General features: G+C 62.0%; 15 protein-coding genes, 1 tRNA gene and 1 pseudogene. 8 read left to right on the top strand and 9 right to left on the bottom strand.

Going from position 1 to position 20,868, the window contains the following annotated elements:
* The first annotated feature begins 387 nt into the window (after nt 1-387).
* Complete coding sequence (gene ileS / locus PLN84_RS03435; protein WP_348531903.1) at nt 388-3,567, top strand: isoleucine--tRNA ligase; 3,180 nt, start codon at nt 388-390, stop codon at nt 3,565-3,567.
* Here the strand turns inward: ileS and PLN84_RS03430 are convergent.
* Together PLN84_RS03430 and PLN84_RS03425 are read right to left on the bottom strand one after the other, a co-directional pair.
* A complete protein-coding gene (locus PLN84_RS03430) occupies nt 3,550-4,284 on the bottom strand; it encodes a tRNA(His) guanylyltransferase Thg1 family protein (protein ID WP_348531902.1) in 735 nt (244 codons plus the stop codon). The genes ileS and PLN84_RS03430 overlap by 18 nt on opposite strands.
* A 46-nt stretch (nt 4,285-4,330) precedes the next feature.
* Nucleotides 4,331-4,594 (bottom strand): PRC-barrel domain-containing protein, encoded by a 264-nt coding sequence (locus PLN84_RS03425; RefSeq protein WP_292382966.1) that lies wholly within the window; start codon nt 4,592-4,594, stop codon nt 4,331-4,333.
* Between the two features lie 52 nt (nt 4,595-4,646).
* On the opposite strand from PLN84_RS03425, the gene PLN84_RS03420 reads away from it, so the two are divergent.
* The gene (locus PLN84_RS03420; RefSeq protein ID WP_292382967.1) at nt 4,647-5,783 is read left to right on the top strand and encodes a CBS domain-containing protein; all 1,137 of its coding nucleotides are present in this window, start codon (nt 4,647-4,649) and stop codon (nt 5,781-5,783) included.
* Here the strand turns inward: PLN84_RS03420 and PLN84_RS03415 are convergent.
* Genes PLN84_RS03415 through PLN84_RS03405 form a run of 3 tightly spaced genes read right to left on the bottom strand, consistent with a single transcriptional unit; the run spans nt 5,780 to nt 9,490 of the window.
* Nucleotides 5,780-7,423: a radical SAM protein gene (locus PLN84_RS03415; protein ID WP_292558928.1), complete on the bottom strand. Its 1,644-nt coding sequence runs from the start codon at nt 7,421-7,423 to the stop codon at nt 5,780-5,782. The two genes, PLN84_RS03420 and PLN84_RS03415, sit on opposite strands and share 4 nt — an antisense overlap.
* Nucleotides 7,413-8,033: a 6-hydroxymethylpterin diphosphokinase MptE-like protein gene (locus tag PLN84_RS03410; RefSeq protein WP_292382972.1), complete on the bottom strand. Its 621-nt coding sequence runs from the start codon at nt 8,031-8,033 to the stop codon at nt 7,413-7,415. Before PLN84_RS03410 ends, PLN84_RS03415 begins: the two co-directional genes overlap by 11 nt.
* Nucleotides 8,030-9,490, bottom strand: a complete 1,461-nt coding sequence (locus PLN84_RS03405) for a DHH family phosphoesterase (protein WP_299954419.1) — start codon at nt 9,488-9,490, stop codon at nt 8,030-8,032. The genes PLN84_RS03410 and PLN84_RS03405 overlap by 4 nt, the downstream gene beginning before the upstream one ends.
* Nucleotides 9,491-9,603: 113 nt before the next feature.
* On the opposite strand from PLN84_RS03405, the gene PLN84_RS03400 reads away from it, so the two are divergent.
* Nucleotides 9,604-9,677, top strand: a tRNA-Lys gene (locus PLN84_RS03400).
* A 387-nt stretch (nt 9,678-10,064) separates the two neighbouring features.
* Here the strand turns inward: PLN84_RS03400 and PLN84_RS03395 are convergent.
* Both PLN84_RS03395 and PLN84_RS03390 read right to left on the bottom strand, forming a co-directional pair.
* Nucleotides 10,065-10,556 (bottom strand): chemotaxis protein CheW, encoded by a 492-nt coding sequence (locus tag PLN84_RS03395; protein ID WP_292382975.1) that lies wholly within the window; start codon nt 10,554-10,556, stop codon nt 10,065-10,067.
* A gap of 10 nt (nt 10,557-10,566) precedes the next feature.
* The gene (locus PLN84_RS03390; RefSeq protein WP_292382977.1) at nt 10,567-12,420 is read right to left on the bottom strand and encodes a PAS domain-containing methyl-accepting chemotaxis protein; all 1,854 of its coding nucleotides are present in this window, start codon (nt 12,418-12,420) and stop codon (nt 10,567-10,569) included.
* Nucleotides 12,421-12,687: 267 nt separating this feature from the next.
* Here PLN84_RS03390 and PLN84_RS03385 point away from each other — a divergent pair, with 267 nt between their 5' ends.
* Entirely contained in the window at nt 12,688-14,886 is a 2,199-nt protein-coding gene (locus PLN84_RS03385) for a PAS domain-containing protein (RefSeq protein ID WP_292382979.1), read from the top strand.
* A gap of 134 nt (nt 14,887-15,020) precedes the next feature.
* Here the strand turns inward: PLN84_RS03385 and PLN84_RS03380 are convergent, their stop codons facing one another.
* A complete protein-coding gene (locus tag PLN84_RS03380; protein ID WP_348531901.1) occupies nt 15,021-16,061 on the bottom strand; it encodes a transposase in 1,041 nt (346 codons plus the stop codon).
* A gap of 183 nt (nt 16,062-16,244) precedes the next feature.
* On the opposite strand from PLN84_RS03380, the pseudogene PLN84_RS03375 reads away from it, so the two are divergent.
* From PLN84_RS03375 to PLN84_RS03365, 3 genes and pseudogenes are all read left to right on the top strand, one after another.
* A pseudogene (locus PLN84_RS03375) lies at nt 16,245-16,607 on the top strand (PAS domain-containing protein); the annotation flags it as partial.
* Nucleotides 16,587-16,775: a PAS domain-containing protein gene (locus tag PLN84_RS03370; protein WP_299954934.1), complete on the top strand. Its 189-nt coding sequence runs from the start codon at nt 16,587-16,589 to the stop codon at nt 16,773-16,775. The pseudogene PLN84_RS03375 and the gene PLN84_RS03370, both read left to right, overlap by 21 nt.
* Nucleotides 16,772-16,915, top strand: a complete 144-nt coding sequence (locus tag PLN84_RS03365; RefSeq protein WP_292382982.1) for a hypothetical protein — start codon at nt 16,772-16,774, stop codon at nt 16,913-16,915. The genes PLN84_RS03370 and PLN84_RS03365 overlap by 4 nt, the downstream gene beginning before the upstream one ends.
* Nucleotides 16,916-17,079: 164 nt before the next feature.
* On the opposite strand, the gene PLN84_RS03360 is transcribed toward PLN84_RS03365, so the two are convergent.
* Nucleotides 17,080-17,802 (bottom strand): PAS domain-containing protein, encoded by a 723-nt coding sequence (locus tag PLN84_RS03360; RefSeq protein ID WP_292382983.1) that lies wholly within the window; start codon nt 17,800-17,802, stop codon nt 17,080-17,082.
* A gap of 282 nt (nt 17,803-18,084) precedes the next feature.
* On the opposite strand from PLN84_RS03360, the gene PLN84_RS03355 reads away from it, so the two are divergent.
* Nucleotides 18,085-20,589 (top strand): PAS domain-containing protein, encoded by a 2,505-nt coding sequence (locus PLN84_RS03355; protein WP_292382985.1) that lies wholly within the window; start codon nt 18,085-18,087, stop codon nt 20,587-20,589.
* The last annotated feature ends 279 nt before the right edge of the window (nt 20,590-20,868 follow it).

Below are 20,868 nucleotides of genomic sequence, written 5' to 3'. Positions count from 1 at the left end.
GGGTTGTGAGGGGATAAAGGCCCGGCACGGGGGGCACCCGGGTGGTTGAACTCCGTTCCGACAGTTGCAAGTCGCAACCTGCGGGGCACCCAAGGAGAGGTTGAACTCCGTTCCTACCGGAACGTCGCACTTCGAAGCCTGATGGCTTCTCATGCTCCTGTCGTTCCGACAGTCGCAAGTCGCACCTAACGGTGCTCCTGCTCCGGCCCTGATGGCCCGTCGCAAGTCGCACCCGGCGGTGCTACCGCTACGGCCCTTCGGCCCGACGCGAGTCACACCTGCGGTGCTCCTGCCCCGGCTGCCCTGCGGGGCACCCGGGACACATACAAAATACTTTGTCCCACGGCAACAAACGGTACACCAGAGTGTGACGATGAGGGATACCAGGTGAAAGAAGTCACCAGCAGTTATAACCCGCGCGATATCGAGACGCGAGTCCAGGATTACTGGAAGAACGAGAATATCTATGCACGCGTCCAGGCTCTGAGGAATGATGGAAAGGCGTTCTTTTTCGTCGACGGGCCGCCGTATACCACCGGCCACATCCACCTCGGCACCGCCTGGAATAAGATCATAAAAGATACCATCCTCCGCTACCACCGGATGCGGGGCGCCGACGTCATCGAGCGGGCCGGCTACGACATGCACGGCCTCCCCATCGAGGTGAAGGTGGAGCACCAGCTCGGGTTCACCTCCAAGAAGGACATCGAGGAGTACGGCATCGCTGCGTTCATCGAACAGTGTCGGACGTTCGCGGTGACGCATATGGGGATCATGAGCGACCAGTTCCGGAAGCTCGGTGTCTGGCTCGACTTCGATAACCCCTACCAGACCATCGATGCGGGCTACATCGAGTCCGCGTGGTGGGCGATCCAGCGGGCCGACGAACGCGGGCTCCTCGAACGCGGCCACCGGGTCGTGAACTGGTGTCCCCGGTGCGAGACGGCGATCGCCGACTCGGAGGTGGAGTACTGGGACGAGACCGACCCATCCATCTTCGTCAAGTTCCCCGTCGTCGGGCGCGAGAACGAGTACCTGGTGATCTGGACGACGACGCCCTGGACCCTGCCCGCAAACGTGGCGGTGGCGATCAATCTCGCGTTCACCTACGCCCGGGTTCGGGCGAAGAAGGACAACGACGAAGAGATCCTCTGGATCGCCGACGAACTCGTCGAGCCCGTCCTGAAGATGGGCCGGTATCAAGACTACACGGTCATCGAGAAGGTCCCGGGAAGCGGTCTCGTCGGGATGGAGTATACATCTCCGCTCGCCGGCCACGTGCCGCACCAGGCGGAGATCCGGCACCGGGTCGTGGCGGCCGACTACGTCACGCTCGAGAACACCGGCCTCGTCCACATCGCCCCCGGCCACGGGTGGGATGACTACCTGGTCGGGATCAAGGAGGATCTTGAGGTCTTCTGCCCGGTCGACGCCGGCGGATGCTTTACCCCGGCGGCAGGAGCGTTTGCGGACATGTACGTCCGGGACGCAAACGACGTCGTCGTCGACGCGCTCGGCGGCTACCTCCTCGCCCGGCGGACGATCACCCACCGTTACGGCCACTGCTGGCGGTGCAAGACCCCCATCATCTACCGGGCGACGGCACAGTGGTTCCTGAAGGCCACCAGCATCCGCGGCGAGATGCTCGATGAGATCGCGAAGGTGAAGTGGTACCCCGGGTGGGCGGGCAGCGCCCGGTTCCACGACTTCGTCAAGGAGTCCCGGGACTGGTGCATCTCGCGGCAGCGCTACTGGGGGATCCCCATCCCCATCTGGCACTGCGAGGAGTGCGGCGAGTACACCGTCATCGGCACCATCGCAGAACTCGAGGAACGCTCAGGGGCAACGATCCCCGACCCCCACAGACCCTACGTGGACGAGGTCACCATCCCGTGCTCCTGCGGCGGCGAGATGCGCCGGGTGGCCGACATCTTCGATGTCTGGTTCGACTCGGCGGTCGCGTCCTGGGCGACCCTCGGGTTTCCCCGGCAGCGTGAGGCCTTCGACCGTTACTGGCCGGCGGACTTCATCACCGAGGGGCAGGACCAGACCAGGGGCTGGTTCTATTCCCAGCTCGGGGCGAGCACCGTGGCGTTCGGCCGCGCCCCCTACAAGAGTGTCCTGATGCACGGGTTTGCTCTCGACGCCGAAGGGCGCAAGATGAGCAAGAGCATCGGGAACGTGGTGACGCCCGAAGAGGTGATGAACCAGTTCGGCGTCGACGTCCTCCGGTTCTACGTCCTCTGGGCGAACGCCCCCTGGGACGACCTGAAGTTCAACTGGGACGGCGTGAAGACCGTCCACCGGACGCTCAACATCCTCTGGAACGTCTACCGGTTCCCGCTCCCGTACATGGCCCTTGACGCGTTTGAGCCCGCGGCCGGTGACGGTGGGCGGTGGGACGGGTCGTTTGTCCGGGCCCACATCGGGGAGATGCCGGAGGAGGACCGCTGGATCGTCTCCCGCGTAAACTCGCTCGCCCGGGCCATGAACGACGATATGCAGGAGTATCACCTCCACCGGGAGACCCGGGCGCTTGCCGCCTTCATCCTTGAGGACCTCTCTCGCTGGTACGTGCAGCTCGTTCGGCCGAGGATGTGGCTCGAGGAGGATTCGCCGGGGAAGCGGTACGCCTACGAGACCTCCTACTACGTCATGCGTCGCTTAACGACGCTCCTCGCGCCGTTTACCCCGCATATCGCCGAGGAGATCTACCAGAACCTCCGCCTCGAGGGAGACCCGGAGAGTGTCCACATGCTCGACTGGCCGGAGGCGGAAGACTCCCTGATCGATGCGCATCTGGAGGCCGACATGGGGGTCGTCCAGTCGTTCGACGACGCGGTCGCCACTGCCCGGCAGGCCGGGAAGCGGAAACTCCGGTGGCCGGTCGGCGAGGCCGTGGTCGTCACCGAAAGCGTTGAGGTGAAGACGGCGCTCCAGGACTTAAACGCCCTTGCCCTGGCCCGGGCGAACGCCCGGGCGGTCAGGGTCGTTACGGGGACATGGGACCGGATCCTCTGGCAGGCCGAACCGGTGATGCGGGCGATCGGCCCGGAGTTCGGCAAAGAAGGCCCGAAGGTCAAGGCGCTGATCGAGAGCGCGGACGGCACCGCCCTGAAGGCCGCTATCGAGCGGGACGGAAAGGCCACGATCGACGGCTACGAGATCACCGCGCGGCATGTCACCTTCGCAGAAGCCCTCCCCACGGGCGTCTTTTCCGCCCCCATGAAGGATGCGACGGTCTACGTCGACGTCACCCTCACGCCGGCGCTCGAAGCCGAGGGCTACGCTCGCGAGGTGATCCGGCGGATACAGGATATGCGCCGGCAACTGGACCTGAACGTCAACGACTTCATCGTTGCGGCCGTTGAGATCGCCGATGGGCGGGTAGCCTCGCTCGTCGGGGAAGAGGAGTGGCAGAACGAGATCGCCGGGGAGGTGCGGGCTGCTGCCCTCACCGTCCGGCACGCAGACGGAAAGAGACCGGCAGAACCCTTTGCGCTCGAGAAGGACTGGGACGTGGAAGGCGTGCAGATGCAGATCGGCATCTCACGTGCCGGTGAGTGAGCGGATCAGGGCAGCGCCCTCCGGGCTGGAGAAGAGGGGCGTCTCCTCCGGCTCCCGGATGCAGGTCCTCTTCGTCTCGACGGTCTCGGCCGTCAGGGGGTTATACCCCTCTTTTACACACTCTTCGCGGTAGAGGAACGTCCCCCGCCGCTGCCAGGCCGGGGTCGCCGCCAGATTGACGCCCCGCTCAAACATCATCTCGTGCATCGCCTCGGACTGCAGCCCCTTGAGCGCGGCGGCGGCCTTCCGGGGGCTCATCCCCTCATCGACCAGAGCGCTCTGGCAGTAGGCGTTGATGTGGTTCCGCCACGCCTCGTTCTGCCTTGATACGAGGTACTCGACCGCAAAATCCCCGGCCGCGGGGATGGTCCGAGCATCGAACGCGAGGGGTTCGACGCATCCAAGCTCGATCGTCAGCGCGCTCGCCGCAACCGCGGCGGTCACCGAATCGATCTTCTCCACCCGCCCGGAGAACGGCAGCGTCCGGAAGTAGAGGCTGATCTCGTCGGAGAAGGTGTAGGCGAACGCGGGCGTAAGGCCGCTTTCCGTGAGGAGGTAGCGGCAGACCGACCGCATGCTGGCATTGAAGGCGGGATCGAACGGCTTTTGAAGGTTCAGCGCACGGGTCAGACGATGAAAGGCCCGGCCGTCGAGCCTGACAAAAACGGGGGGAAAGATGGTGAGGTTCGAGAAGATCTCCCGATCTTTGATATCCATATGCTATCGACGTATGAGGATCCCCGGAGAGACCGGATCTTCCCGGTTACTCCTCTTTTGCCGGCGACCTGAAGATCCCGGGGATGTGACGGACGATGACGATATCTCCGATGCTCTTTACGATGCGGAAGGGGATCTGCATTCCTGCGTAGCCTTTTACCTCCCCAATCTCGGGGTTGAGGTCGCCAACCGCGAGGGAGTCGATCTTCTTCTGGTCCACGTCGAGCACGACGTCATCAACGTTCCCGACAAAGACGGCCTTATCAGTATAGACCCGCAGCCCGAACAGCTCTGTGATCTGTGTTCTCATCGGTATCCTCTGAAGGTATATTACTATAAATGATAAAAAGATACTCCTTCTCATGGAAGCGTCGCTACAGATCGGAAACCTGGCCGGGATTCCGGTCAAACTGCACTGGAGTTTCCTCCTGGTGATCCCCATCTTTGCCTGGATCATCGGGAGCCAGATTCTGCTCACGACCGAGTTGATCGCGGTCCTCTTCGGTGTTCCGATCGACGTGACGCTGATCGCGGCCGGATTCAACCCGTACATTCTCGGGACCGTCGTTGCGCTCGGCCTCTTCGTCGGCGTCTTCATCCACGAGATGGCCCACTCGCTCATCGCGAAAGCAAAGGGGATCGAGATCCACAGCATCACGCTCCTCATCCTCGGCGGCGTCTCCCAGATGGAGGAGACGATGCCGGACCCGAAGGTGGAACTCCCCATGGCGCTCGCGGGTCCGCTCACCAGCCTCGCAGTCGGCGTGATCTCCAGCGCCCTGGTCTACGCCGTTGATGCCGTCGTCGCCGACCCGGGCATTGCCGGCGTCCTGGTCTTCACCTTCGGTTACCTCGGGCTCTTAAACATCCTGCTCTTCGGGTTCAACCTCCTCCCGGCGTTCCCCATGGACGGGGGGCGCGTGCTGCGGGCGTGGCTCGCCCGGAGGATGCCACTCTCCCGGGCGACCCGGATCGCCGCCGACGTCGGGAAGGGGTTTGCCGTCCTCTTCGGGATCGTCGGACTCCTGCTCTTGAACCCGATCCTGATCATCATCGCCTTCTTCATCTACATCGGGGCGAACCAGGAGGCTACCTACCTCCGCTACAACATCCTGCTCCAGGACGTCACGGTGGCGGACGCGATGAGCAGCCCGGTAACTACCGTGGAGCCGACGATGCCGCTCAGCAGGCTGCTGGAGATGATGTATGAGACAAAGCATCTCGGCTTCCCGGTGGTGGAGCGCGGATCGCTCGTGGGGATCGTCGCTCTCGCCGATGTCCACAAGATCTCGCCGCTCGACCGGGAGGCGATGCAGGTGCAGGACGTCATGACCCGGACCCCGACCACCCTCCCGCCGTCGGCCCCGCTCATCGACGCGCTGAAGATCATCACGGGGATGAATATCGGGAGGATCCCGGTGGTCGCAGATGATACCCTGATCGGGATCGTCACCCGGACGGATGTGCTGAGAGTGATGGAACTGCGGGAGGAGGCCTAAAACATCATCATCCCATCGATCCCCGTCTCGCCGGCGACCTCCCGGAACTCCGCGAGGTTCCGGAACGGCCGGCGGGCGGCGATGGTCGCGGCCCTCTTCTTGCCGACGCCGGGGATCCACCGGAGCGCCGCGACCGGGAGGGTGTTGACCTCCACCGGGCAGGGGAGGGCCGTTACCGACCGCATTCCCCAGTCCACCACGACGGCATCGAGCACGGTCTTTGCCGGGAGTTCAAGAGGGATGCCGACCAGGATCGGGTATGAGCCCATCTGCCGCCCGAAGGAAGGTCTTCCGGGGATCTCGATGACGATATCCGAAAGGACGGTGCCCACGGGAAAGACCCGGCGGAGCATCGGTTCGTCGAAGTGCGTCCGGGTCCACTCCTTGAAGGCCCGGAACCGGGCGTCGTGCATCCCGAGGGTGTTCTCGTCATAGGCTGTCGTCCCCTCAAACGGCATCAACTGCCGGATGTTCACCCGCCGGACCAGAAGCCCGGCGTCGAGCACCCGCTGGAGGAACGCTCCGTTCAGGTCGAACGTCGCCGCGGTCTCCCCGGCAAGGCCGACGATGAAGTTTAAGCCCGGGAGGAGTTCGGGGATTCCTCCCGTCCGTCCTGCCCCCATATCGTTCACGACCTCGATCGCACGGAAGACGTCGTCGGGCATGGCTTTCAGGTTGTTTGCCGCAACGACCGCCGGATCGGCGGTCTCCATCCCGAAGGCCGCGATGTCGCCGGGTGTGTGGCCTGCGACGATCGCTGAAAGTGCCGCCCGCGCTGCGTCCTCGTGCCGGGCGATAGTGCCTGGGTTGATGTTGTCGATGTGCAGGGTTGCAAGGTCCGGGGCACTCGCCCGGATGGCCGAGAAGAGTTCTTCGAGCACCTCCGGGCGCGGGACCGGGAACTCGCCGCCGGAACTCTGGTAGGCGAGGAGGTCCGGCTGCCGGCCGAGCCTGAAGTGCCGGGCTCCCGCCGCATGGAGTGCCGCCACCTCCTCTGCAATCCCCTCGATACTCCGGTAGCGCGGGAGCCCGTAGAAGGGCTCGGTGCAGAAGGAACATCCCCCGACCGTCGCGCGCGAGCACCCGGTCGCGGTCTCGATCTCGCACATCACATACGGGAACGCCGGGTGCTGTGCGATGATCGGAGCGCCCGCCACGGACCAGGGATCGGTCAGGGAGTAATCGCCCGCACCGGCGGGCTCCCCACCCGAGAGCCAGGCATCCAGCGCGACCGCCGGCGACCCTGAGAGCGTGACGTCGAACCCGGCAATAGCCTGGCGGATGGCCTTCCTCCCGCCTTCGGGAGCGTAACCGAAGGTCATCGGCCCGCCGATGGCGGTGGTCGGCCCCCGGAGCAGGGTTCCAAGCTGCTGGACCTCCGTCAGGGTCGCGGGCTTCCCACCGATGTAAGCGCCGGGCACGGTCATGCCGGCGATCATCACCACGAGGTCGCCCGGGCCGCATGCGGCGGCGAGCGACGGGTCGGCCCGGACCTGGTCGATGGTGACGTAGCGGGGAGCGTAGCCGTGCCCGGAAAGAACGCCGGCGACATCTCTCACGTAGGGAGAGATGTAGGGCGCAACCCCGAGGCACGCGGGCTCGTCGACGTAGCCGTCGATGATGAGGGCGTTAGAGGTCATACCCGATCAGGCGGAGGAGTTCCCCCGCCCAGTACAGTTTCCCCCGCTTGACAGGGTCGACGTTTCTATCGGCAAGGTCGAACCCGATGATCCGGATCTCTGCCGCCCCGAGTTCGTCGGCGGCAAAAACCGCCCGGTCGCCGTCGGTGAACCCGCCGAAGTTGTGGACGGACGGAAGGGGGGCCGCCTGGGTGGTGGCGACGAGCGGCCCGGGGAGGCGCGGAACCCAGTGGCGGAGGAGCGGGAGGTTGTCACCGTGGGCGTGCACGACCATCACCGTCCCCTGCGCCGAGAGGTCGATGAAGACCTCCGTTGCTCCATCCAGGTCGGTGAAGACAGCGTCGGGCCGGATCCCGTGGCTGACAAGCACCCCGGCCGCGGCATCTGCGGCAAGCACCGTCCCCTCGATCCGGTCGAGCTCCCCCACGAGGCAGGGGGCGTTGCCGCAGACCGTCACCACTCTATCCCGGATGAGGGCTTCGAGCAGCCCGACGTCGTCGCGGTCCGCCAGATCCGCAAGTTGCCGGGCGGCCGCCTCGTCCGCCTCGCGCTCAAACCCGAAATACTCAAGAATTGCGATATAATGAGGCTCCCAGTCTGCAAACCTCATTGTTTATCCTCGTTGTCCAGGCCGACGATGTTGGAGAAGCGCTTGAGGATCGGGTCGATGACCAGGCCAAGCAGTTCCTCCTTCTCCTTCACCATCGAGAAGAAACTGAGCGGTATGATAGCGGCGGCCATCGTGGCGTGCCCCCCCGCCTCGCCGATAGGGCCGAACGCCTCGGCCATCACGTTCCCGAGATGGAGCCTGATATCCTTGTTCCGGGCGGAGATGATGACATTCTGGTCGCTGATGCCGTAGACCAGCGCCGTGTTCACGCCCTCGAGATGGATCAGCATATCGGCCGCCTGCGGGAGAGCGTCGCGGTTCCGGATGTAACCGACGTTGGAGAAGAGGTAGCCGCTCTTGATCCGCCGGTTCCGGATGGCGTTGCCGATGATATCCACAGTCTCCTGCGATATGGACGGAGACGTGATCTTATCGAGGAGGTCCGAGTCGGTCAGGGGGAGAAGGAACGCCGCATAGTTGAGATCCTGGGGGGTGACGTTCCGCTTGAAATCTCTCGTGTCGGCTCTGATGCCGTAGAGGAGTGCGGTCGCTACCGATTTGCTCACCGGGATATCGAGTTCCATCAAGTACTGGGTCAGGATGCTCGCCGTGGCGCCGACCCCCGGCCGGATATCGATGAAGTCGGCAACGGTAGAAGGGTGCTCACCGTTCTTGTGATGGTCGATGATGATGTTGACCCGGGTGGTCTTGGGGAGTTCGTTGTTCACGCCGGGTCCGGATGAGTCGACCAGGGCGATGTAGTTGCATTCATCGAGGATCTGGGGGGTGAGCCGTTCCATCTTGATCTCGAGGAGGTTGATGAATGCCCGGTTCTCCTGGTGCCCGATGTCTCCTTCGTAGAGGATACGGCAGTTGAGTTTGTTGTGGCTTGCATGCCGGGCAATCATCGAGAGTGCCATGGCGCTTGAGATCGAGTCGGGGTCAGGGTTTAAGTGGGTGACGATGCAGAGCGTCCCCTCCCAGGCGGCAAGCATATCGTAGAGCCGCAGGGCGAGCCGTGACGAGTGGAGTTGCCGGATGTGGTGGATGGCGGTCCGGGCCACCACCTCCTGCGGGTAGAGGACAATATCGGCGCCTTCCTGCTGGAGGAGGTCGACACCAACCGGGTCGGTGGCGCGGGCGATGACGTAGGTCGCCGGGTAGCGGTTCTTGATGGTCTTGAGTGCGGCCAGATTGGCGTCCCGGTCGTTCGCGAGGATGAACGCGACCTCGGGGACGGGCAGCCCTTCCATGAGGTCCGGGTCCCGGAGGTCGCGGACGAGCGCTTCATACTTCTGGTCCCGGAGATCCTCCACTCGCTTTTCGTCCTTATCGACGATGATCAGGTCTTCGCTCTCCTGCTCGAGTTCCTCAGCGACGTTATAGCCGGTGCTCCCGCACCCAAAAATGATGTATTTGATACGTTCCTTCGAAACGTTCTGGACCGCCTCAGGCATGCGTACAATGGTGTAACTTCTCATAGTATTAAGGGATTTCATTTCGGCGATTTTGGGGAGGGTCCCACAAGATTTATACCCTTTCCCATGCTATACTATTAGGTCAGATGCATGGGCCTGTAGCTTAGTTCGGCAGAGCGACGGACTCTTAATCCGTAGGCCAAGGGTTCAAATCCCTTCAGGCCCGTCGAGTTCTCAATTTTGCATATTGTCTGCCTGGATTCTCTCGAGATCGTCTCGGTGACGATCAGCCCGGTTCCCGTGATCACCCTCCGAGGTTACTCGCATTACGGACGGGGCGCCCGGTCGTCCGGTCAACCCCCATCGACCGCCGTCCGCGCCAGGGTTTCATACGAGAGGCCGGTTGTTGCGATTTTTGTGGGGTTCTGCAGGCACGTATATGCCGCTGCTATATATAATCAGCTCTGACAAAAAATCCGGGAGCGCGCTGTGCAGGAGAGAGATCCCCGGAGGCCTGCCTGTTCCGCACCCGCCCACCACAGGCTGGACGGCGGGGTCAAAAAAAGAGAGAATTGCGAGTACGCCGCGTTTTGCAGGCGCGCCGAAAGGGCGCCTATGCCCGGCTGTTCCGGACGAGGTCGTCGAGTATCTTTTTGATATCGACCCAGAGGATGAGCCCGGCCTCCTGCCGGCCCCTCCCGTCGGCCTGCTTCCGGTCGTCTTCGTCTCTTGCAAGTTTGATGATCCCCTTGACGAAGGCATGGACCCCTGAGGCGATCCCTTCGTCCATCAGCTCGATATCGTCCTCGGCCACCTGGATGACGCTGTGCACGTCGTCTACAATGATGCCGAGGTTCGACCCTCCCGTCGCCTCGGCCACGAGGACGATGATCTTCTGGTTGTCGCCCGATACCCCCGGGATCTGGATCAGCCGTTTCAGGTCGATGACTGTGGTGATCTCTCCGCGGAGGTTCATGATCCCGGCGATGTAGTCCTGCGCCCGGGGGATGTGGGTGATGGGCATCATCTCCACGATCTCACGGGCAAGCTGGATGTCCATCGCATACAGTTCCTGTCCCAGCCCGAACTCAACGACATCGATCATGCTCACGGCCTCATTGGAACTTGAACGCCGCGACCCTCTCGCGGAGCTGGTGCGCCATCTGCTGGATCTCGTTTGAGGCGCTGGCGACCTCTTCGGTCGAGGCAGACGACTCTTCAGCGAGCGCGGCGAGGTTCTCCGTGCCTTTCTCGGTCTCCTGGATCAGGGAGAAGACCTCCTCGATGCTCGTTGTGACCGCGTTTGCTGCATCGGCCTGGTTCTCGGTCGCCCGGGATATGTCGGCGATGCCGCCGACGGAGGCGTTGACGTCGGCGACCATCTTATTGAGGGCCGCGATGGTCTTGTTCACGCTCTCGATCCCGCTGAGGATCTCGGTGTGCGCTCCCCGCATCGCCTCGGCGGTCTTCCCGCTGCTTGCGGTTACCCCGCCGATGACCTCCTCGATCTGCCGGGTCGCGCTCTTCGACTCCCCGGCAAGGTTCCGGACCTCGCCGGCGACGACCGCAAACCCGCGACCGTGCTCCCCGGCCCGGGCGGCCTCGATCGCGGCGTTGAGCGCGAGGAGGTTCGTCTGGTTCGCTATATCGGTGATCAGTTTCACGATATGACCGATATCCTGCATCTTCTCGTTCAGGTTTGTGATCTCCCCGACGGCCTGCTCGGAGATCCGCTGCACCGCCTGCATCTTTGCGCCAGCCTCGTTCCCGAGCCCGACGGCCGCTTCCCCGGCCTTTGCCACATTCGTGGAGAGGTCACGGACCTCCTGGGCGGTGCTTGCAATCTCTTCCACGGCCGCGGAGAGGTCCCCGATCTCTTTCGTCACCCGATCAAGCTGCCGGATCTGCTCTTTTGCGCCGTCGGACGTCTTCTGGGCGGTGTTTGCCACCTGCTGCGATGCCTGGGCGATCTCGTCGGCACCCTTCCCGGCATCGCCGACAATGTGCTCGAGGGCATCGGCCTGTTCGAGGATCTGCAGGAATAATTCCTTCTGACCGCTAAGCGCTCCGTTTACGTCCTTCTTAAGTTTTCCCAGCGGGTCGCCAGGGTAGGTAGGCACCACCCAGGTCAGGTCGCCGCTGGCAATCGCGGCGAGGCCCTCCCCTAACTCTCCGATGCTCTTCTGAAGCTTCTGCTCAAGCGTCCGCCCTTCCGTGATATCGTTGTAGACCGTGAGCACGCTCGTGATGTCACCCTGCTTGTCAAAGAGCGGGATGTTGTAGCGATCGAGGATGCAGACGCCTGCAGGGAACTCGACGGTGACCTCGCCTTTGCTCGGCTTCCCGCTCTTCAGTGTATCAGCGGCACCCTGCCCCGACTGGCTGATGTACTTGAAGTCCCGCACGGAGAGGTGCGCGGACCGCTCCTCGGAAAAACCACTCACCTTTTTAAACGCCTTGTTGACGACCTTGATGGTCAGGTCGGCGTCCCAGAGGAGGATGGGCATCGGGTTTTCCTGGACGATCACATCGGCCTGCTGCTGAAGCACCTCCATCCGCTCTATCTGCTGCTTCTGGTCGGTGATGTCCTTGTAGACAGTCATCACGCTATCGATGTTGCCCGTCCCGTCGGGGAGCGGGACGTTGTAGCGGACGAATGAGAAGGCGCCGGTCGGGAGCGCAACCGTTATCTCGCCGGATGTTGTCTGCTTTGTCCTGAAAGCCTCCGCCACTTCCTGGCCGGACTGGTTGCCGATATAGCTGAAGTCCTTGATCGTCATGGACTCGGCCTTCTTTCGGTCGTAGCCGGTCATCTGCAGGAACGCCTTGTTCACTGTCTTCACGTGCAGGTTCCGGTCCCAGATGATGATAGGCATCGGGTTCTCCTGCAGGATGGTCTCCGCCTGCCGCCGGCTCTCTTCTGCCGCGGTTGAGATGAAGTTGTCTGATCCTTGTTCACTTGATATCATGGTTTGCCTCCTGTACGACTTCACATATTCTCTGCAGACTCCGCCGGGCCGGGCGAGGGGCAGAGCGAGCCCGACCACCGGTCCAGGTGTCGGCTATCGTGCCAGCCCTCTCCACACAGCGGATCAGATCTCCCAATTTTCGTCGCTAATGTAAGGCTATCCTCATTTTACCACTTAAAATAACTCTTATGCCATGCATGTTTGCCATGCATTTCCGTAAATTATATATACCATTTCCGGCATGACCTTACATCACGGTCGTCCTCCATGGTCGATAGACAGACAGAGAAGAATCTTGCAGAGATACTCGGGATTTTACAGGAGCACCCGGGCGGGCTGAGTATAAGCGATATCGCAACTCTCTTCCCGATGAACCGGAACTCGGTCTCGAAATACCTCGCGATACTGCAACGGCAGGGATCGGTCGATATGCGGCTGGTCGGCGCGGCAAAGGTCTACTGCCCGACCCGGCGCCTGCCGGTCGCGGCCGTCCGCCGATTCTGCTCCCCGAACCTCATCGTCGTCGACCACAACCTGGAGGTCCTGGAGGTATCCGATACGCTCGCGAGCATCCTCAGGACGACGCCTGAGGCTCTCACCTCCCGCCCGGTTTCGGTTCTGTTTTCCGGCACGTCTTCAGATGATGTTGCCTCCCTGCTCAGGAGGGCTCTCTGGGGAGAAGAGGGGACCTTCCGGTGGCGCCCCGGCTCTCGCAGGGGTGCCGCCTCCTACCGGATCTCCCTGATACCCACCGTGCTTGAGACCGGCAGGCCCGCGATCTCGCTCGTCCTGGAGAAGGTCCCAGAGGATGGCGATCCCAGAGAAGAGCGCCTGCTTGAGGCGTTGCGGCAGGGGGCGCTCCGGGAAGACCGGGCCGAAGGAATCGTCCGCGTCTCGCCGGACGGGCGCACCAGGTGGGCCGACGAGATCTACTCTCGGGTGGCGGGGAAGAGCGGAGACGACCTCGTCGGGAGGCAATTCCGCCCGTCGCTTGTCGGGGAGGAGAGGGCGGCGTGGCAGAAGTTTGTCCGGGGCCTCACGCCGAAGAACCCGGCAGCGACGATCGACTGCAGGATGGTTATGCCGGATGAAGACGTTCGCTGGTACCGGTGGAGGGGAAGGACCCTCTGCGGCCCTGAAGGCGAGATCCTCGAGTACCAGTACATCTGCTCTGATATCCACGAATTCAAGGTGCTCGAGGAATCCTTGCGTCGGCAACAGCAGGCCCTTGAGCAGCAGGCAAACGGCCGGGTGGCCGCACTCAGGGAGAGCGAGGAGCGGTTCAGGGCGATCTTCGAGGAGTCGCCCGCCGGGATGGCGTTCTGCGGCATGGACGGTGTCGTGGTTCGCGTCAACCGTGCGTTTCTCGCGATTTTAGGCGCCCCGGACCGGAAAGAGATTGAAGGGTGGAACATCTTTGCAGACCCGCACATTCCCCCTGATATGCCGCGCACCCTACAGGGCGGAGAGCCGCTCAGGTTTACCATCCCCTACCCCCGAAACGAGCGCCAGAACCGGACTTCCAGTGCAACGGACGACGCGGAGACGATCTGCCTTGAGGGTGCGGCATCGCCGGTATTCTCCGGGGAGAACGGCACGCCTTCCGGGCTCATACTACAATTTCGGGACGTTACGGGAAGAAAGAGGGCGGGGACGGCGGCAAAAGAGGCCGAATCGCGGTACCGGAACCTCTTTGAGGCACTGGCCGAAGGCGCCATCTACCTGGGGGATGACGGCAGGATCATCGATGCCAATCCCGCCGCCGAACGCGTACTCGGGTATCCGCTCTCGGATATGCGGGGCAAAACCTGCAGTGAACTCCGGTGGCGGTTTATCGATGAAGACAACTCCGGGTACCCGGGGGACATGCTCCCGCACGTGGCGACTCTGGCGGCCGGTATGCCAAAGAGAAAGACCCTCGGCTTCTTCAACCCCCGGGAAGGCGGGTACCGATGGCTTGATCTCCTTGCCGTTCCCCGGTTCCGACCCGGCGAAGAGAATCCGTTCCAGGTAATCGTCATCTTCTGCGATATTACCGGGCAACGAGAGGTCGAGGCGGCACGGACGGAGAGCGAAAAGCGGTACCGGATATTGACCGAGTCGCTGCCGGACGTCGTTTTCCTGCTCGACCCGGATGGGCGCCTGCTCTACGTCAACTCGTCCGGGGCGCGGATGCTGCACCGCCCCGGGGAAGATATCCTCGGGAAGAGTCTCCCCGATCTCTTCCCGGGCGGCCAGGGTGCAGACTACCGCCGGAACGTCGCGTCGGTGGCGGCTACCGGCACGATCAAAAACAACGTAAGTCGGCTGCCGTTGCCGGATGGTGAGGTCTGGTACGATACGCGGCTCATCCCGGTCCGCGCGGACGACGGGACGTGCCGCTACGTGATGGGCGTCGCCCGCGACATCACGGCATCGAAACGGGCGGAGGAGACGTTGCGGATTGACACTCTCCCCGGGCTTTAGCCGGGAGATTCTTGCTTCGTTGACCGGAACTTGCACCGCCGGGCTTGGCGGTGTAGCGGTTCTGATCTCCACAAACGTAGATTCGGGTGTGCCCCACCCTACAGATGCTCGTTTCAGAATATTCTGCGCGGCGTTCAGATCTCGCGGAACGGTATACCCGCAGACCGGGCAGGAATGGGTTCGCTGCGCGAGATCCTTCTTTTCGCGGTGCCCGCAGAGGAAACAGTCCTGGGTCGTGTAGGCCGGATCAATAATGTGGACATACTTACCAGCATTCGCAGCTTTGTAGCGTATGAACTCTCTTGCCTTGTACCACGCGATTCGAAGCCTCCGGCTTCTCCCGCTCCGGCCCTCCGGCCCATCGCGGCATCGAGAATAGATTTAGATCTGCCACGGAGTTTCGCGTCCAGCGATTCGACCATCGGCCTGATGTTTAGGTGTTCCAGCGCGATAAGATGATATCGATCCACATAGTATCGGCTCCACGTGTGCAGGAAGTCGTCCCTCCGGTTCTCGATCCGCTCGTGGATCCGGGCAACCGTGACCCGCTGCTTGCGGCGGTTCCTGCTGCCCTTCACTGCCCGGGACAACTTTCGCTGAGCCCTGCGGAGCCGCTTCGCCGACTTCCTGACGTTGTGCGGGTGCTCGAAGACCACTCCATCAGTGTCGGTGGAGGAGTTCTCCAGGTTCAGATCGATCCCGACCGCCCGGGTACCGGTCGTCGGCTCGGGCGTGTCCGGAGTCTCGGAGATGATCGCCACAAACCATTTGTGAGCAGGCGTGTGCTTGATCACGATCTGTTTGATCCGCCCGGGTACCGGGCGGCTGAGCTCGATCGGCAGCTCCCCGATCTTGCTCAACCGGAGGCGGTTGCCCGTGAGCTTGAACCCGGTCGAATCAAATTCCATCGAGTGAACCCACTTCTTCCGGAGCTTGCCGACCTTTCTCCCCTTCGCTTTCATCGCTCTCAGGGCTCGGAGGCTGGAGACGATCCGGTGGATCACTTTCTGCAGAACATGACTCTGCGCCTCTTTCAGTTCCGGGTGCTGTTTCTTGAGTTCCGGTAAAAGAGAGTCCCGAAAGGCGTTGTTGTCGAGACAGTGGTTCCGTACAAAGGTGCATCTCGCAAACCCGGTGCACAACCGCTGTTCAACGGTGTGAGAGGGGGTATGCACGGTAACGGGTGACGTGTCTCATTGCTTGAACCAATAGAGGAGTTGGGCCTCATCAGTCTATACGATATGCCGTGCGGGGAGATTCGTGAACGGACCAAAGGGTGCAATTCTCCCCATGGCTCAAGCCGGGGGCTTGCTTGCGCCCCTTGAAACCCGGTTTTCTGTCATGCGGAACGGTTCAGGAGGATATTTGAGGATTCCCCCACCGGGATCGCGGTCTGCGATCCCCGGGGGGTGCTGCTCCACGTCAACCGGACCTGCCTCGAACTCTTCGGGATCGCCCGTCTCGACGATGTACGGGGGATCAACCTCTTGCAGGCCTGCAGGGCGCTCGGGAACTGCGAGGTGCAATTACCCGGAGATGCGGCGACCCCGCTTGAGTGCCGCATCGACTTCGACCAGATCCGCAGCCGGGATCTCCTCCCAACGGCCCGGGCCGGGTCCATCCACATCGGGGGCGTCATCAGCCTGCTCAGGTCACCCGACAGTGGATCCCCGGACGGCTACCTCATCCAGGTACACGATATCACCAGCCGCGTTCTGGCGGAAGGAGCACTCCAGGAGTCCTGTGACCGGCTGGCCGGCATCGCCAGGCATCTGCCCGATGCCATGTTTGCAATCGACCGGAAGGGAGTCGTCACCACCTGGAACCTGGCGATGGAGGATCCAACCGGGATCCCCACAGCGGTGATTCGCGACGGACATGGTGGGTGAGGGCCGCCCCGCTCTACGACGGCAGGGAGGAGGTTGCCGGTGCCATCGAGTCGATCCGGGACATCACGGAACAGAGACGGGCCAAGGAAGTCCTGAAGAAGGAGAGGATCTCTACGAACACGGCCCTTGAGCTACTCTGATGTGTTGCTGACCTCGATGCGCGGGGGCATCACAAGTGGTAGAACAGCCGGCGCCGATACAGGAGAGGCAGGCGGTGGGAGCAATACCTGCGCCGGGATCAACGGTCCTCCCCGCATTCCCGGATTTATCACAGTGTCCCTCAGAACCCCCTGACGCCCTGCCCCTACGGGGTGATGTCCCGGTAGACGGTCAGTATCTCTATGACGTTCCCGTCTCCGTCCACAAGAGGAGTGCTGTACCGGATCAGGGTGCGGGTTCCTGCAGGAAGGTCGAGCGTGACCTCCTCAAGTACCGTCTGCCCCTCCAGAGTCGCGTCCGCGATCTTCCGGGCGGTCCGATCGAGAGATTCAAAGTCATGGACACTCATCGATTCAAGGGTTTTTCTCTCATACCCTGTCATCTGCAGGAACGCCTTGTTTACCGCCCGGAGGGTCATAGCCAGATCCCAGATGACGAGGGGCATGGGGTTCCCCTGGATCACCATCTCCGCCCTCCATTCTGCGGCCCGCGCCCCGGCAAGCAGAAGGTTTTCTCTGCTGGAATCCCGGATCGAGGCCAGGATAACAACGGCATCGTCGATACGGGCGGCCGCGAGGGCGATCTCAGCATCGAAGGTCGTGCCGTCCGCCCGCCGGCACTGCCATGCAAACCTCCCGGGTCTGCCGCGTATCGCATCCAGGATACAGGCATGGATCGCCTCTCCGGATGCCCTCCCATCCGGCTGCCGTGGGGGCGAGAACCAGGAGATATCCCGTCCAATGACCTCCTCCCGCCCGGCAAGGCCGAAGAGCCTGCCTGCGGCGGTATTCCCATCGATGCATCTGCCGTCCTCGACCAGCAGTACCGCATCAGGCAGAGCATACAGTATTGCCCGATACCATGTCATCTTCTCTTCTAGTGGAGAGGGTTCCTGGCACAATTTGCTTCACATCCTTCTTTCCGGACCGGGCAAACGAACGGCTCCTCCTCCCCCACCATGCGTGTCGCCGTCGTGCCGCATCTTCGGATCCGGGAAGGAAGCTGTCTGCAAGCCTTCGTAATCTGGTAATCTCCTGAAGATGGTTTCAAATCTCCGATTTGCCATGCAAAGACGCCATGCAATATAGGAAGTATTTATCTGGACCTGCAGTATGTTGCATTGAAACCGGGTGCCGGTACGATTATGGATATGGATTTGGTGGAAGTTACGGAGAAGATACGGGAACTCCTCAGGTTGCACCCCGAAGGATTGAGCATCACATCAATATCGTCTCTATCCAGGATAAACCGCAACACCCTCGTGAAGTACCTGGAGATCATGCAGAGCCAGGGTTCGGTCGGCATGCGGCAGGTAGGTACGGCAAAGATGTACTTCACAGCAGATCGGATCCCGGTTTCAGCCGTACGCAGATTCTGCCGCCATTACATTATTCTCGATCACCTTCTCGATGTAATCGAAGTGTCCGCATCGATGCCGGCCAGCCTGGGCATGCCTGCCGGAGAACGCGGCACAGGACGCCGTATCGACGATCTCCTCCCCGGCCTGCGCGGGATCAGCGATCTCGAGACGCGGTTGCGTTCTGCATTGCGAGGCGAGGAACAGACGGTGCGATGCCAGACCGGCAAGCACAAGGGGGAGAGAGCGTTTTCCGTCTCGTTCATACCTACGGTGCTTGAGTCCGGACGCCCTGCGGTCTCCCTGGTCCTGAAAGACGTCACGGAGAGCGATCAGGGTGGCAACGGGGATGAACTTGGCATCCTGCGCTACCAGGCGCTCTTCGAGGACCAGAGCGAATACATCGTCAGGCTTTCTCCTGAGGGGTATGTCAGGCGGGCAAACCCCGGCTACTGCAGGATGGCGGGTCAGGCGAAAGAAGATCTTGTGGGGCGGCGGTTCCAGCCACCGGTCACCGCGGACGAGAGAGAGCAGTGGAACCGGCAACTCCGCTCTCTCACTGTCGAGCACCCGGCAACGACGATCAGGTGCCGCATCAGCGCCCGGAATGGAGGTATCCTGTGGCAGTCCTGGACGTTGCGGGCGCTCTACGGTTCATCCGGAACGCTCCTGGAGTATCAACTGGTGGGTCATGACGTAAACGAATACCCGGCGGCCCGGGGCGGAGCCCTGCAATATGGAGAGGAAACCGGGAGACGGGCTCCGCCCCGGGAGAGGGAATTCTGGTATTACGAGGATACTGCACACCCCGATAAGGTCGAGAGCGCGTCGTGGTTTGCCAGGTATGCCGTAGAGATGGCTACGGACGGCATCTGCTGGTTCGATCCCTCCGGCCGCATTCTCCATACAAACCAGGCACTGTGCGGGGATCTCGGGTATACCAGGGACGACCTGCGATTGCTGTATCTCCAGGAGATCGATATCCGGTGCGACCGCGAGTCGCTTGAGCAGATATGGGCGACACTCCGGCGGGAGGGCTGCTACTATACCGGATCGATGTTGCGGAGGCTCGATGGAACGCTCCTCCCGGCTGAGATAACTGCAAAATACCTCAAGTTGGACGGGAGAGAGTATTGTTGTGCAGTCTTCCGGCTCATCTCCGGAGCAGGAGATAAGATCCGGTGGCGGAGCGAAGACCTGTTCGGTATGGCTTTTGACGAATCTCCAGTCGGATTAGCGCTCTATGACCACGAGGGGTCCCTGATCCACGCCAATAAAGCCTTCCGGGAACTCTCCGTCCCTCTCACGACTTCAGGGGCCAGGTTATTCCAGTATCCCAGCCTCACCCGTGAAGAGATCGGCATGCTGCAGCAGGGTCGTCAGGTCAGACTTTCGTGTTCCGTTGCCCACGGTGAGGGAAATCCCGGTGCCACGCCGATAGAAACGAACATCTCCCCGTTGTGCGACCCCAAAAACACCCGCCCCCTGGGGTACATGGTCAGGGTTCAGGATACAGATGGGTATGAAAAAGCCGGAACTCTGGTTAGATCGGCCAGCTCCCTGCTTGAAGAGACCATACGGAATCTCCCGGAAGCAGCGTTTGCTATCGATCGCGACGGGAGGGTCATGGCCTGGAACCGGGCCATAGAGACGATGACCGGCATCAGCGCGGCTGATATGCTTGGAAAGGGGAACTACGAGTACTCGGTGCCGTTCTACCGTGGGCGGGTGCCTATGCTCGTCGACCAGGCGATCGGTTCCGGTGACTTGCCGGTGGGGGGGTATGCCTGCTGCATACGGGAGGAAGGAAATTGTCTCATCGCCGAGAAAACCGCCTCCCTGCCAAACGGGTACTCGCGGGTGATCAGGGAGAAAGCCTTTCCGGTCTACGCTAGTAAAGGGAAGATCGCCGGTGCGATCGGGTTCGTCTACGACATCACGGCGCTGTGCCACACCGAGGAGCTGCTGAAACGGGGGTGGATATTCAACGCTGCCGCCCCCGACGCGATCGATGCCCAGGTCGTGGTTGCGGATGACGACGGTCGGATCGTGTGGTGCAACAGACGGTGCAGGGCGTTGACCGGGCATGACCCGACCGGCCGGCGGGTTCATGAATTCTTTGGCATGGATCCCCTGAGTGCCGGAGAGCCGTTCACCAGGCCAGGGTTGGCGAAGGACGGGGAACAGCCGCCGATCCGGTGGTCACGCCGGACGTTTGTGCAGCCGGGTGCGGGAAGATTCGAGATCTATACCGGGGTATATCCGGCTACCGGTGAAACGCTGGAAAACCCCGTGTAATGACGACAGGGCCGAACCTGCTGGACTATTGCTCTTTTATCTCCGGGCTTGTCCTCGTGTAGTGGGCCGTGGTGGGCATCGCCACGGAGGGCGGAGACAGGGGGGGACCTGCCCCCCCCAAGGTGATAGACACCGGAACGTCACGTTTAGAAGCGCAAATGGGGCCCAGTTTTCAAATTTACGGAGTATTCATGCGAAATTTCACACCCCCTTCGCGTCCTTCGCGTGCGGCCCGTCACCTGTCTTTACCACAGGCTCACGCGGAAGTTCGCGAAGTGG

Origin of the sequence: Methanoculleus sp., from assembly GCF_035363275.1 — an archaeon.
GTDB lineage: Archaea > Halobacteriota > Methanomicrobia > Methanomicrobiales > Methanoculleaceae > Methanoculleus.
This window is presented reverse-complemented; position numbering and strand designations above follow the sequence as displayed.